Genomic DNA, 13,826 nt, shown 5'->3' on the forward strand with positions numbered 1-13,826 from the left:
GGCTTCGGGGATGGTCCCGGGCCGCAAGATCCTTGTGCTGCTGGCAGCGTTGCTGGGCTGGCTTGTGCCGGCCGTGGCACTTGCCGCGCCGGTCGAGGGCGCGCGGCTATGCCATGCCGCCGCCGAGATCGGCGAAAGCTATGACGCCGTGGCGGCGCGCGCTGCCCGCTGGTCGTGCAATCCGGGCGGCTGGGACATCGCCGCCGATTCCACCTTCCTGCGCTTCACCTTGCCCGAGAGCGAGGATGAACTGCCGCGCAGTTTCGTGACCCATGCGGTGCGGTTCGAGAAGATCGCGATCACCGCGATCGATGACGATGGCGCGCGCCGGACGATCGATTACACACTGCCCGAGGCGCACCATCTGGAAGCCGCGCCGCTGATGAGCATGGCGCTGCCCGACGTGACGGCCCGCACGCGCGAGGTGGTCGTGCGGATCGACCGCCCGTGGGTGAAGGCGATCTTCGCCGAAGCCGGGCTGGACAGCGCGCCCGAAGGCACCGGCTGGCCCTTGTGGCGCGTGGCGGCGCTGGGCATCGTCTGCGGGATGCTGGTGGTCCCGTTGCTGCTCAACGTGGCGTTCTACAGCGTGCTGCCGGAACGGTTCGTGGTCTGGCATCTCGTGATGGTGGTGGCCATGCTGGCGCAGACCGCGATCGGCACCGGCTTCATCCATCTGGTCATGACCATCCACGATCCGGCCGAAGCGATCATATCCAACATCTGCTACGCCGCGATGGCGGCGGCGGCGATGATGTTCGCGGCGAATTTCCTGGAGCCGGAATGCCTCGACCCGCGCCTGCGCGCCTTCATGCGGCAGGCGGCGGTGGTGGTGGCTGTGGTGGGGCTGATCACCACCTCGCAGGCGCCGTTCCTGCGTGTGTGGTCCACCACGCTGGTCCACCTCAACATGCTGTTTCCGCTCGGGCTCGTCTCGCTGGCGCTGTACGACGCCTGGCGCAAGGGCAGCCGGATGGTGATCTATCCGCTGCTGGGCTGGACACCGGCGATGGGCGTGGGCCTGCTGCGCATCGTGACCTATGTCCTGCCCGGTTCGGCCACGCCCGATGTATCGGTGCTCTATTCCTTCGCGCTGGCGATCGAGGTGATCGTCACGGCGGTGGGCATCGTCGGCCGCTTCATCCTGCTGCGGCAGGAGCGCGATTCGGCGATGACCCGCGCCGAGGAAATGGAAGGCATCGTCGGCCGCGATCCGCTGACCGGGCTCAACAACCGCTTGTCGATCGAGCGTCGGTTCGATGAACTGCTGTCAGGTGGCTTTCGCACCATGGCGGTGATCGATCTCGATCACTTCAAGGACGTCAACGATACCCACGGCCATGCGACGGGCGATGCGGTGTTGAAGGCGACCGCGCGCGCGATCGCCGGGGATCGCGATACCCACGCGATCCGCATGGGGGGCGAGGAGTTCATGCTGCTGCTGCGGGGGCCCTTCGCCGCCGAACGCGCCGAACGCGCGCGCCGGGCGATCACCGCGCGCGTCGCGGCCGAGGTGGCCGGGCTGGACCGCATCGTCACCGCCAGCATGGGGCTGGTCGAGCACGATGGCGACAACCCCGACCTGACGGCGTTCGACAGCCTCTATGCCCACTGCGACCGCCTGCTCTATGAAGCCAAGCGCAGCGGCCGCAACCGCACGGTGCGCGATCTGCTGGCAGGCGAGCCGGTCGAGACGCTGACGCAGGCGGTGTCGATCTAGGCAACCCGGGCGTTCTCTTGTCCGGGGGCGGCCGGATTTACCGCAAGCGGGATGTATCGACCCGCTGGAACGAGGCCCGGCGGACAGGCCCGAGATTCACGTCCTGCCTGAACAGGTGGCGCGCCTCGTCGGCTCCTTCGATGGTGACGCAGACCAGGTGCGTTCCACCCGACAAGAGCGTTTCGATGGCGCTGATCGCGATCGCCTCGCGGTGGCACCGGTCGATCACGTCCTGTTCGGCCAGGTTCAGGTTCATCGCCCGCGTGACTCTGGTTTCGACCGGTTCCGTCCAGGATTTTGCGGGCGCGCGCTTTCTGGACGCCGTGGGGGTCTTGGTCATGGTTGAATCTCCAATGGGGCGGCGCGCAAGGCCTGGCGGCGAAGCACCCGGATGACCTCTATCAGGCCTAGCTCCGACGCGCCGACGCGCTGGCGGGGAACGTCGATCATGCCCGGATGCACGGAATCCAGGAAGCCGTTGGCCGCGCGGCGTCCGCCCAGCAGCACGAAGGCCAGGTTGAATGCTTCGGCACGCCGCTTGAGGGCCTGGGGATCGCTTATGCCGCTGCTACCGTGCGCAACGGCACCAGGGCGGCTCGTGCCGCGCGTGGCCCTCATGATACCGCGCCCGCCGGGACGGCGGCGCCGCACCAGTCGGGATAGGAAGAGACACCCATCTGGTGACGCAGCCGGTCGATCCGTGTCTGATAGTGCTTCACCAGCCTGCAGGCGCCGGCCCTGGAAGCAGCGGGCAGCGATGCCGCCCGCATGATCGAGAGCTGGTGGTGATAAAGAAGATGATTCAGGTCCATCGACATGCTCCGGCCTAATGCGGGAGCGCGACGGTCTCTCAGCCACCCACGTGCAAGACGATAATGGGCGATGGGTTGGATATGGGGTGCCAAGGGCCGGATTGCAAGCGCAATCAGGGCACGGTTCCCATGCGGTTCAGGGGTTTGCACCCTCCGGCAGGAACGGCGCGGCGACGTCGCGCGGCACGCGCAGCAGGCGGCCCGAGGCGCGGTCGAGCAGCGCCCAGGTGGTGCGCGCGCTGACGATCACCTTGCCGGCGGCATTGGTGAAGTCCACGCGCCGGTCGAACCGCGCGCCGGTGGGGCCTTCGGGAATGAAGGTTTCCGCCGTCACGCTTTCGCCCGCGCCGATATTGCCGCGATAATCGATCTCGTGCCGGGTCACGACCCAGACGTAGGCGGCCTGGTGTGCGGGCGCGGCCACCGCCTCCCAGTGCGCCACCGCGATGTCCTGCACCCATTGCAGCCAGACCGCGTTGTTGACGTGGCCCAGTTCGTCGATGTGCTGCGGCGCGGCGGTGAAGGTCAGGCGATGACGGTTGCTCACAGGCTGGACCTCAGGCCTCTACGCCCAGCTGCCACAGGATGAAGGCGAACTCCTCCGCGGTTTCCTTCAGGCTTTCGAACCGGCCGGACTTGCCGCCGTGGCCCGCGCCCATGTTGGTCTTGAGCAGCAGTTCGTGGCCGTCGGTCTTCAACTCGCGCAGCTTCGCCACCCATTTTGCCGGCTCCCAATAGGTCACGCGCGGATCGTTGAGGCCCGCCGTCACCAGCAGCGGCGGATAGGCCTGGCGCTGCACCTGGTCATAGGGCGAATAGGAATGGATCAGCTCGAACGCGGCCTTGTCCTCGATCGGATTGCCCCATTCGGGCCATTCGCCCGGCGTCAGCGGCAGGCTTTCGTCGAGCATGGTGTTGAGCACGTCGACGAACGGCACGTGCGCCGCCACCGCCCCCCACAGGCCGGGATCGGAATTGATCACCGCGCCCATCAGCTCGCCCCCGGCCGATCCGCCGGAAATGCTGATCTTCCCCGCCTCGGTGAACCCGCGCGCTATCAGGCCCTGGGCTACGTCGACGAAATCGTTGAACGTGTTGGTGCGCTGTTCCAGCTTGCCCGCCTTGTACCAGGCGCGGCCCAGATCGTCGCCGCCGCGGATATGCGCGATGGCATAGGCGAAGCCGCGATCGACCAGGCTGAGGCGTGAGGTCGAGAAGCCCGGACCGATGGCGATGCCATAGGCGCCGTAGCCATAGAGATGCAGCGGCCCGCCGGGCGCGCGGTCCTTGCGCCAGACCACGCTGACCGGCACCAGCGTGCCATCGCGCGCCGCGATGTCCAGCCGCGCGGTATCGTAGAGCGTGGCGTCGTAGCCCGAAGGGATTTCCTGCACCTTGAGCAGGGTGAGGCTGCGGGTGGCGACATCGTAGTCATAGACCGAGGCCGGGCTGACCATCGATTCGTAGCCGACGCGCAGCACCGTCATGGCCCATTCGGGGTTGTCGCCCAGGCTTGCCTCGTAGCTCGCTTCGGGGAACGCGATCGGCTCGATCCTGGCGGGATCGTCGTAGTAGCGTACTTCGATCCGGTCCAGCCCGCGCACCCGCCCCTCGACCACGTAGAAATCGCGGAACAGCTCGAACCCGGTCAGATAGAAATCGTCGCTGCCCGCGATCAGCGTGGTCCAGTTGCCCGGATCGGCCAGCGGCGCGGTGGCGAGGCGGAAGTTCTCGTGGGTGTCGTTGGTGTGGATGTAGAGCACGCCGTCACGCTCATCGACGTCGTATTCCACGCCCTTGGCGCGCGGCTTGACGAGGATCGGCGGGGCCAGCGGATCGGCGGCGGGGATCAGGCGCGTCTCGCCGGTCTCGTGGTCGCCGGTCGAGACGATCAGCCATTTCTCGTTGGCGGAAAGCGCGGCGCCGACGCGGAAGCCCTCGTCGTCCTCGTGGTACAGTTCGATGTCGCTCTCGACCGGCTGGCCCAGCCAGTGCAGCCGCGCGTTGTCGGTACGCCAGTTCTCGTTGGCGAGCGAATAGACGAGGCCCGTATCGTTCGCGACCCAGATCAGGCCGGACAGCGTGCCGGGAATCTCATCGGGCAGCACTTCGCCCGTGGCGATCACCTTGATCCGCGCGGTGAAGCGTTCGGAGCCGTTGTCGTCCACCGACCAGGCCAGCCGCGTGCCGTCATTCGAAACCGCGATCGCGCCCAGGCGGAAGTAGTCCAGCCCTTCGGCAAGCGTCACTTCATCGAGAATCAGTTCGTCGGCGCTGCCATCGTCCGCCGCGCCCACCGGGCGGCGCCACCATTTCTTGTATTCGGCGCCTTCCTCGAACTCGATCCAGTAGAGCCAGTTGCCATCCTTCTGCGGCACCGATTTGTCGGCTTCCTTGATGCGCCCGCGCATTTCCCGGAACAGCGCGTCGATCACCGGCTGCCGGTCGGCCATGCGGCTTTCGAACCAGGCGTTTTCGGCTTCGAGATGGGCGAGGACGGCCTTGTCGGTGACTTCGGGATAGCCGGGATCACGCAGCCAGGCGTAATCGTCGGTGACCGTGATGCCATGGTGGGTGATGCTCTGCGGTTTCTTCGCGGCGACGGGAGGTGTGGCAATGCTCATTCCCCGCATCTATGTTGCCTCCATGATGCCCGCAAGGCGGGCCGCCTTCATTCAGGACGATCCCATGCTGATGCACACTCACGAAGCCCGCCTCGATGCCCTGCGCAAGCAACTGGCGCAGGACGGTCTCGATGGCTTCGTCATCCCGATTTCCGACGAGCACATGAGCGAATATGTCGGCGCCTATGCCCAGCGGCTGGCGTGGCTGACCGGCTTTGGCGGTTCGGCCGGCACGGCGGTGGTGCTCAGGGACGAAGCCGCGATCTTCGTCGACGGGCGCTATACCCTGCAAGTGCGCGAGCAGGTCGATGGCCGGCTCTACAGCTATCAGTCGGTGCCGCAGACCAGCCCCGCCGCGTGGCTGGGGGAACACGCGCCGGAAGGCGCGCGGATCGGCTATGACGCCTGGCTGCACGGCCGGCCGTGGGTGGAATCGGTGGCGAGTGCTCTCTCTTCGCGCGGGGCGCGGCTGGTGGCGGTCGATTCGAATCCCGTCGACGCGGTGTGGGCGGACCGGCCCGCGCCGTCGATCGCGCCGGCGCTGGTCCATGCCGATGACCACGCCGGCCAGTCCGCTTCGGAAAAGCGCGCGGCGGTGGCCGAATGGCTGGCGGAGCGCAAGCTGGACGCGGTCGTCGTGTCTGCGCTCGATTCGATTGCCTGGCTGCTCAATATCCGGGGCGCGGATGTGGAACGCACGCCGGTGGCGCTGTCGTTCGTGCTGGCGCACGCCGATGGCACCGCCGATCTGTTCATTGCGCCCGAAAAGGTCACGCCGGCGCTGGTCCAGCACCTGGGCAACGCGGTGCGCATCCATGATCGCGACGGGTTCGTGCCCGCGCTGGAAGCGATGGCAGGCAAGCGTGTGGCGGTCGACCCGGAACGGGCCGTTGCGGCGATCTTCGCCACGCTCGATCGCGCCGGGGCCAAGACCATCGCGCTGACCGATCCGGTGGTGCTGCCCAAGGCGATCAAGAACGAGGTCGAGAAGGCGGGCCAGCGCGCGGCGCAGGCGCGGGATGGAGCCGCCGTTTCGCGCTTCCTGCACTGGCTCTCGGTGGAAGCGCCGCGCGGCGGCGTGACCGAGCTGGCGGCGGCCGATCGGCTCGAAGCGTTCCGCGCCGAAGGCGGATTGCTGCGCGATCTGTCGTTCGACACGATTTCCGGCGCGGGGCCGAACGGCGCGGTCGTCCACTATCGCGTCAGCGAGGAGACCAACCGCACGCTGGAGCCGAACAGCGTCTATCTCGTCGATTCGGGCGCGCAGTATGTCGATGGCACCACTGACATCACCCGCACGGTATGGGTCGGTCCGGGGCAGCCGCCGGCCGAGGTCCGGGACCGCTTCACCCGCGTGCTCAAGGGCCATATCGCGCTGGCGCGGGCGGTGTTTCCCAAGGGCACGGCCGGCAGCCAGCTCGACAGCTTCGCCCGCCAGTTCCTGTGGTCGGCGGGGCTGGATTACGCGCACGGCACCGGGCACGGCGTCGGCAGCTTCCTGTCGGTGCACGAAGGACCGCAGCGCATCGCCAAGGCCGCGGGCGGGCAGGCCGGCACTGGCCAGATGCTGATGCCGGGCATGATCCTGTCGAATGAGCCGGGCTACTACAAGACCGGCGCCTACGGCATCCGCATCGAGAACCTGGTGCTGGTTGAGCCGCGTGAAATCGAGGGCGCGGAAGGCGAATTCTATGGCTTCGAGACGCTGACGCACGTTCCGATCGATCGGAACCTGGTGGATGTCGCCCTGCTGACGCCCGACGAGCGAGCGTGGTGGAACGCATACCACGCGGGTACGCTCGCGCTGCTCTCGCCGCAGCTGGAAGGCGCCGATCGCATCTGGCTTGAAGGGGTCTGCGCGCCGCTTTGAGAGGTGGTTTGTTCGTGTTATGTTCCATCTATCATGATTCGCTGAGGGGAGAGTTTCGATGATCGGATACGTGACGCTCGGCACCAATGACCTGGAACGCGGCGCGAAGTTCTATGATGCGCTGACAGCCGAACTGGGTGTGGGCCGGATGATGGAATGGGATGGCGCGATCGCCTGGGGCGCACCCGGCGGTGGCGCGGGCATCGGCCTGACCAAGCCGTTCGACGGCAATGCGGCCTCTGTCGGCAATGGTGTGATGGTGGCGTTCGAGGCGAAGGACAAGGAACAGGTGGTCCGGCTGCACGCGATCGCGCTGGCCAACGGAGGCACTTGCGAAGGCGAGCCGGGGCCGCGTGGCGATGGCGGGTTCTACGCCGCCTATTTCCGCGATCCCGATGGCAACAAGCTCAATGCTTTCCTCATGGCGGCGCCGGAATGAAGGAGATCCGGGCGGGCCATCGGCTGGCGGAAAGCCCGGTCCATCTCGGCCTCGGCGCGCGCGCCGTGGCCGAGCCGGCCTTCACCGGAATGGAGTGGTACGCCGGCTATGTCGCGCGCCACGCCGATGACGGGAAGGAAGGCCGGCTGGTCAGCCTGTTCCGGTTCGCCGAAAGCTGGGACAGCTGGGAAATGCACCCGGCGGGCGACGAGGTGGTACTGTGCCTCTCGGGCGAAATCGTGCTGCATCAGGAATTTCCAGACGGCCGGCTGGAGCTGGTCCGGCTCGCGCCCGGCGACTATGCGATCAATCCGCCGGGCGTGTGGCACACTGCGGATATCGTGGCCACGGATGCCGCAGACGAGGCATCGGCGCTGTTCATCACGGCGGGCGTCGGAACCGAGCATCGCGCACGGTAACGACGGGGTGAGGGGACCGGGCGGGGTCTTCGCTTGCCGCCAAATGAACGGTCTTTCTCAAACGCGACAAATTACGACAATGTCGGGCCGGCGCCGGGATATTTGCGCGACAACTGCCTCCTATATCCTGCTCATGGTCGTTGCGAAGGCCGCCAGCCTCCCCTGAAGGGGTGCCTCCCTCTCTCCCCCTTCATGGCGGCCTCGCAACGTCCTCCCCTTTCCGAACACACGGGAGTCAGGATCGATGAAGAAGATTGTTCTGGGCATTTCCGCCGCCGCGTTCGCGCTGGGCGCCGGTGCCCTCTATGCCGCTGCCCCCGAAGGTCCGGCGGGCGACGTTACCTGGGCCGAAGCCAAGGCCAAGGCCGACGAGATGTGGGCGAAGCTCGACGTCAACAAGGACGGCAAGCTCGACCAGGCCGATCGCGACGCCAAGGTCCTGCAGAAGTTCGACGCGATCGATACCAACCACGATGGATCGATCAGCCGCGACGAATTTCTGGCCCATCACAACGCCATGCACGGCCCGCGTGCCGATGGCCCCGGCGCTGGTCCGGAGGAAGGCCATCGCTGGCATCGCGGCGGACGCGGCGGTCCGGAAGGGCGCGGCCCTGGTGGTCTCGGCGCGGGCGGTCCCGGCATGATGGTGTTGCGCATGGCCGATGCCAACAAGGATGGCGTTGTGACCAAGGCCGAGTACGATGCGGCGGTGAAGGCGCATTTCGACAGGGTCGATACCAACCATGACGGCAAGATCAGCAAGGAAGAACGCAAGGCCGCGCGCGATGCGATGCGCGCCCGCTTCGGCCGCGGGCCGGGCGGGCCGGGTGCCCCGGGCGGCGACATGCCTCCGCCTCCCCCTCCGGGCGAATGACGGGGAGCGGCGAAGCGCATGAATGAAACTTCGCCGATCCGGGTGCTGCTCGTCGACGACGAAGCAGCCCTGCGCGAGCCCCTGGCGGACTATCTCGTCCGCCAGGGGTTTGCCGTGACGCAAGCCGGTACCGCCGCCGAGGCGCGCAGCCGGCTAGTGGAAGCCGCCTTCGACATCGTGCTGCTCGATATCATGATGCCGGGCGAGGACGGTCTGTCGCTGTGTCGCCATCTGGTCGAGGCGCGGCAGATCCCGGTGATCTTCATCACCGCCAAGGGCGAGGCGACCGACCGCATCGTCGGTCTGGAAATCGGCGCCGACGATTACGTGGTGAAGCCGTTCGATCCGCGCGAGCTGGTCGCGCGCGTGCGCAGCGTGCTGCGGCGCGCGGTGCGGCAGGCGGCGGAACCGGCGGACGCGGTGGTCTATGAATTCGAAGGCTGGCAGCTCGATCCGCTCAAGCGGCGGCTGACCGATCCGGAAGGCGCGCTGGTGGCGATCTCCTCCGCCGAGTTCCGCCTGCTGATGGCCTTCCTCGATCATCCGCGCCAGGTGCTCGATCGCGATCGCCTGCTCGACATGGTGCAGGGGCGCGAGGCGCACCTGTTCGACCGCGCCGTCGACAACCAGATCAGCCGCCTGCGCCGCAAGGTGGAAGTGGACAGCCGCAATCCGCAACTGATCCAGACGGTCTGGGGCGGTGGCTACATGCTGGCCACCGAAGTGCGCAAGATCGCGTCGCGGGGGTAGTCGCTTGTTTCGAGACCTGCCCCGCGCCTTTTCCCGTTTCGTGCCCTGGCCGCGCAGCTTGCAGGGGCAGATGCTATTCGCCATCGCCATCGCCCTGTTGATCGCGCAGAGCCTTTCGGCGGCGCTTATCTGGCGCGCGCAGCATGAACGGCACGTGGGCGCGCTGGTGAACTCCGCCGCCTTCCGTCTGCTTGGCCCTCCGCTCTATGGCGCGGAGGGCGGCGAACGGGGCGGAATGCGGCGCGATCGCTGGCCGGAAGCGCGCGAAGGCGGCCCTCCGGGGGCGCCCGGCTTCCGGCGTCGTCCGCCGCCGCCCGATGACGGCTACCGGCTGCCACGCCCCTTGCGCGTGCGCGTGGATAACGCCAGCCCCGAACAGCCCGGCGACCGGCGCATCGCCGCGGCCGAGAAGAATCTGACCGAAGTGCTGGAAAACCAGGGCGTCGCGGTGTCACAAGTGGTCGTGCTCGAACGCGATCCCCATCAGGACAGCGTGATTGCCGAATGGTGGGAACAGCAACGCCACCGCTTCGCCGCCTTCAGCAATGGCGAACCGCCGCCGCGCCTGGTGATCGCCTCGTTCAAGCGCTCCGACGGCACGTGGCTGTCCGCGCGCGTCCTGACGCCGGCGGGCGAGCGGCAGTTGCTGATCTCGTTGCTGTGGCAGACCGTGCTGCTGTACCTCGTCCTCATCGGCGCGGTGGCGCTGATCCTGCGTCGCATCGCGCAGCCGCTCAAGGCGCTGACGCGGCGGGTGGAGGACTTCGCGCGCGACCGCAGCATCGATGGCCAGCTCGTTCCCGGCGGGCCGGAAGATATCCGCCGCCTGATCGAGGCGCACAACGCGATGGAAGCACGCATCGCCGGACTGCTCGACGAAAAGGACGTGATGCTGGGCGCGATCGGGCACGATCTGAAAACGCCGCTGGCTGCGCTGCGCGTGCGGATCGAGGCGGTGGAGGACGACGCCGAGCGCGGCCGGATGGCCAAGGTGATCGAGGACATCAACCGCTCGCTCGATGACATTCTCTCGCTGGCGCGGGTGGGCCGTCCGTCCGATCCGCTGGAAATGACCGAGCTGTCGGCGCTCGTCGCCGATGTGGCCGACGAGTTCGAGGACATGGGCGAGGATGTGACGCTGGGCGATACCGCGCGCATCGTGCTGCCGGTGCGGGCGACGTGGCTGCGCCGCGCGATGCGCAACCTGGTGTCCAACGCGCTGCGCTATGGCCAGCGCGCGCGCGTATCGCTGGTGCGCGAGGGCAACGAGGCCGTGTTGCGGATCGAGGATGACGGGCCGGGGATTCCCGAAGGCGAGATCGCCCGGATGATGGAGCCGTTCACGCGCCTCGAAGCCTCGCGCAACACCGCGACCGGCGGCACCGGGTTGGGCCTGACGCTGGCGCGGGCCATCGCCGACCAGCACGGCGGATCGCTGGTACTCGCCAATCGCGTGGAGTCAGGCCGGATCGCGGGGCTGGTGGCGACGCTGCGCCTGCCTGTTACGTGACAGAAATATCCCGGCACGCACGGGGCGTGCCGGGATGGGGTCTTACTTGATCTTCGCCACCGCCGCGGAGAGTTCCGCGCCGCGTGCGTCCTTGAGCACGCCGCAATCGCGGACCCGCTCGATGGTGCGTTCCAGCTCCAGCGCGCCGCTGCGGCCGGCGAAGCGCGGGCGCAGGGCCTCGAATTCCTTCGCCTGATCGACCGAGCAGAACCCGGCCAGTGTCCCAGGTAGCCGCGCGGCGAGGAAGATGCCGCCCGAGCCGCTGAGCATCTCTTCGAGATGCGCCTTGAGCCAGATGTAGCCGATCTCGCGCGTTTCCGGCGTCACCAGGATGCCGGCGATCATGCTGAGGCGCTCGCTGGGGCGCAGCCGGGCATCCTTGAACCCGTCGAGCACCCAGCGCGCGGTTTCGGCATCGCCGCTGGCGGCCACGGCGCGCAGCGCGCTGGGGCGGAACACCGGATCTTCCGATCCGAGCGCGACGCCCGCCAGCTTTTGCGCCCCCGCCAGCTTCGTCTGGCCCAGCCATGCCCGCATCCCCGAACCGTAGAACGCTGGATCGAGCGCGGCCTTGTTCCCGCCGAGCAACGCCTCCGCCGCCGCGGCGAGCCGCGACCGCAGCGCGGGATCGCGCGCCGTGTCCGACAGGGTGGCGACCAGCGCCACGCGGCGCTGCGCTTTGTCGGGATCGTCGCCGGCATGGGCGCCGGCGCGCGGATCAAAGCCCATCGCTTCAAGCTGCGGCGCGTAGAGCTTGTCGACAAATCCCCGGAACGCGGGCTTGGCCGCCTCGTCGATCACGCCGCGCGCAGCCATCGTTTCGAGCAGCGAGGTGGCGTTGCCGCTGGCGTAGCTATCCGGGTTGCGGGCCAGCGCGGCGGACGCGGCGATCACTTGCGCGGGCGTGGCGCGCCCCGCCATGAAGCTGGCCGCGATGCTGTCTTCCAGCGCCTGGGCCTCGCCGCCGGGCAGGCTGGCCGCGCCGGCGATCAGCTTGTCCCATTCGGCCGCCGGCAGTTCGAAGCGATAGTATCCGGTGCCGCCGGCATTGGGCACCACCGGACCCTTGCCCTTCAGCGTCAGCTTCATCGTCGGCCCGGTCATCAGCGAACACTGGCGGTCATCGCCCTGCCGTGCGCAGAGCGGAATGCCCCATTGCGTGGCAGGGGCGGGGGTGCCCAATCGGACGTAGCGGCTCTGCGTCACCGTCCAGGCACCGTTCTTGCCGTCCGCGAACGTCACCAGCGGCACGCCCTGCTGGTCGGTGAAGCTCTGCATCGCCGAAAGGATGCGCGGATCGCCTGCCGCGTCGGCCATCGCGCCGAAGAAGTCGGCGCTGGTGGCGTTGCCATAGCGATGCTTGGCCATGTAGCCGCGCACGCCATCGCGGAAGCGCGTATCGCCCATGAACGCGGCGATCATCGCCACCACATGTCCGCCCTTGCCATAGGTGATCGTATCGAACGCGGCGTCGATATCGGCGTTCTTCGGGATCGGCTGGTGGATCGGCCGGCCGGCGATCAGCGCGTCGATGTTCATCGCGCCGAAGCCTTCTTCCAGTGCCCCCGCGCCGATGTTGAGGTCCGGCCGCCAAGCGTTGCCTATGCGGAAGCCCATCCAGTTGGCGAAGCTTTCGTTCAGCCAGATGTCGTCCCACCATGCCGGGGTGACGAGATCGCCGAACCACTGGTGCGCCAGCTCGTGCGCCACCACCATGCCGAAGGTGCGCTTCTGGCTGGTCGATGCCTTGTCGTCCATCACCAGGATGGAGTCTTCATAGAGATCGGCGCCCGCGTTCTCCATGGCGCCGGGCATGATCGGCGCGGTGATCTGGTCGAGCTTGGGATAGGGGAAGGACTGGCCGAAATAGGCTTCGAGGTGCTGGACGATGCCCTTGGTGCCTTCCAGCGCGAAGGCCAGCTTGTCGGCGTTCTGCTTCGTCGAAACCACGCGGATCGGCAGCGGCGTGGCGCGCTGCGGCGTGGCTGGCACGGTGCCTTCGACCGTGGCGAACGGCCCGACCATCATCGCCACGAGATAGCTCGGCAGCGGCAGCGTCGGCGCGAAGGTGTGGACCGTCATGCCGTTTTCGGTCCGCGTCGCGGTTTCCGGCGCGTTGCTAACCGCCTTGAGGCCGGCGGGGGTGCGCAGGGTAACCGTCCACGGCGTCTTGAAGCCGGGTTCGTCGAAGCCGGGGAAGGCGGCGCGCGCGTCGATCGATTCGAACTGGGTCCAACTGTACCAGTCGTCACCCACTTTCACGCGGAACATGCCGGCCGGCCCTTCGCCGAACGGCGCGTCGTAATCGAAGGCGAAGGTTACCGCGCCGGCGGGCAGCGCTTCGGGGAAGGTCAGCAGCGCGACCCCGGTGGGATCGACTTGCGCGAACGTGCCGGTCAGCGTCTTGCCGCCGGCCGTGGCGGTGACGCGCGAAACCTTCAGTTCCTTGCCGTGCAGCCAGACGAAGCGGCTGGCCTTGCGGCTGGTGGCGTCAATCTCGACGTGGCCGGAAAACCGCTCCTTGGCCGGATCGACGGTCAGGTCCAGCCGGTAGGTGGAGGGCACGACCGAACCGTCGAGCTTGCCGGCAGGCATTGGGCCGGCTTCGGTGGGAATGGCTGCGGCGGGCGGGGTGGCCGTTTCGGCGTGGGCGAGGGGAATCGCGGCACAGCTCGCAAGCATGGTCGCGGCAAGGAACAAGGAGCGCATGAAAGCCTTTCCGGAAATGGAAAATGCACCTGACTAGGGCCTAACTGGTTTCATGCGCAACCGCGTTCGACGAACACGCGATGGTGTTCGTCGAACATG

The 13,826-nt window shown here is 67.7% G+C and carries 13 protein-coding genes; 7 read left to right on the plus strand and 6 right to left on the minus strand.

What is annotated here, in order from left to right; genetic code table 11:
- The first annotated feature begins 10 nt into the window (after positions 1–10).
- The gene (locus EH199_RS04925; protein WP_124808157.1) at positions 11–1,720 is read left to right on the plus strand and encodes a diguanylate cyclase; all 1,710 of its coding nucleotides are present in this window, start codon (positions 11–13) and stop codon (positions 1,718–1,720) included.
- A 37-nt stretch (positions 1,721–1,757) separates the two neighbouring features.
- On the opposite strand, the gene EH199_RS04930 is transcribed toward EH199_RS04925, so the two are convergent.
- From EH199_RS04930 to EH199_RS04950, 5 genes are all read right to left on the minus strand, one after another.
- Positions 1,758–2,060, minus strand: a complete 303-nt coding sequence (locus EH199_RS04930) for a hypothetical protein (protein ID WP_223806474.1) — start codon at positions 2,058–2,060, stop codon at positions 1,758–1,760.
- A complete protein-coding gene (locus EH199_RS04935) occupies positions 2,057–2,338 on the minus strand; it encodes a hypothetical protein (protein WP_124808158.1) in 282 nt (93 codons plus the stop codon). Before EH199_RS04935 ends, EH199_RS04930 begins: the two co-directional genes overlap by 4 nt.
- Complete coding sequence (locus EH199_RS04940) at positions 2,335–2,532, minus strand: hypothetical protein (protein ID WP_124808159.1); 198 nt, start codon at positions 2,530–2,532, stop codon at positions 2,335–2,337. Before EH199_RS04940 ends, EH199_RS04935 begins: the two co-directional genes overlap by 4 nt.
- Positions 2,533–2,668: 136 nt before the next feature.
- Positions 2,669–3,079 carry a thioesterase family protein gene (locus EH199_RS04945; RefSeq protein ID WP_124808160.1) on the minus strand — a complete coding sequence of 137 codons (411 nt, stop codon included), beginning with the start codon at positions 3,077–3,079 and terminating at the stop codon, positions 2,669–2,671.
- Positions 3,080–3,089: 10 nt separating this feature from the next.
- A complete protein-coding gene (locus tag EH199_RS04950) occupies positions 3,090–5,165 on the minus strand; it encodes a S9 family peptidase (RefSeq protein ID WP_124808161.1) in 2,076 nt (691 codons plus the stop codon).
- A gap of 61 nt (positions 5,166–5,226) precedes the next feature.
- On the opposite strand from EH199_RS04950, the gene EH199_RS04955 reads away from it, so the two are divergent.
- The 6 genes from EH199_RS04955 to EH199_RS04980 all read left to right on the plus strand — a co-directional run bounded on the left by EH199_RS04955 (position 5,227) and on the right by EH199_RS04980 (position 11,018).
- Positions 5,227–7,026, plus strand: coding sequence for an aminopeptidase P family protein (locus tag EH199_RS04955; RefSeq protein WP_124808243.1), 1,800 nt, complete (start codon positions 5,227–5,229; stop codon positions 7,024–7,026).
- A gap of 58 nt (positions 7,027–7,084) precedes the next feature.
- Positions 7,085–7,465 (plus strand): VOC family protein, encoded by a 381-nt coding sequence (locus tag EH199_RS04960; RefSeq protein WP_124808162.1) that lies wholly within the window; start codon positions 7,085–7,087, stop codon positions 7,463–7,465.
- Positions 7,462–7,884, plus strand: a complete 423-nt coding sequence (locus EH199_RS04965) for a cupin domain-containing protein (RefSeq protein WP_124808163.1) — start codon at positions 7,462–7,464, stop codon at positions 7,882–7,884. Before EH199_RS04960 ends, EH199_RS04965 begins: the two co-directional genes overlap by 4 nt.
- Before the next feature lie 244 nt (positions 7,885–8,128).
- Complete coding sequence (locus EH199_RS04970) at positions 8,129–8,758, plus strand: EF-hand domain-containing protein (RefSeq protein WP_124808164.1); 630 nt, start codon at positions 8,129–8,131, stop codon at positions 8,756–8,758.
- An 18-nt stretch (positions 8,759–8,776) separates the two neighbouring features.
- Positions 8,777–9,508 (plus strand): response regulator, encoded by a 732-nt coding sequence (locus EH199_RS04975; protein WP_124808165.1) that lies wholly within the window; start codon positions 8,777–8,779, stop codon positions 9,506–9,508.
- Between the two features lie 4 nt (positions 9,509–9,512).
- Complete coding sequence (locus EH199_RS04980) at positions 9,513–11,018, plus strand: sensor histidine kinase (RefSeq protein WP_370449662.1); 1,506 nt, start codon at positions 9,513–9,515, stop codon at positions 11,016–11,018.
- 42 nt (positions 11,019–11,060) lie between these two features.
- Here the strand turns inward: EH199_RS04980 and EH199_RS04985 are convergent, their stop codons facing one another.
- Positions 11,061–13,727: a M1 family metallopeptidase gene (locus EH199_RS04985; RefSeq protein WP_124808166.1), complete on the minus strand. Its 2,667-nt coding sequence runs from the start codon at positions 13,725–13,727 to the stop codon at positions 11,061–11,063.
- Between the last annotated feature and the right edge of the window lie 99 nt (positions 13,728–13,826).

Origin of the sequence: Novosphingobium sp. LASN5T (assembly GCF_003856955.1) — a bacterium.
In the GTDB taxonomy this organism is placed as follows: Bacteria; Pseudomonadota; Alphaproteobacteria; order Sphingomonadales; family Sphingomonadaceae; genus Novosphingobium.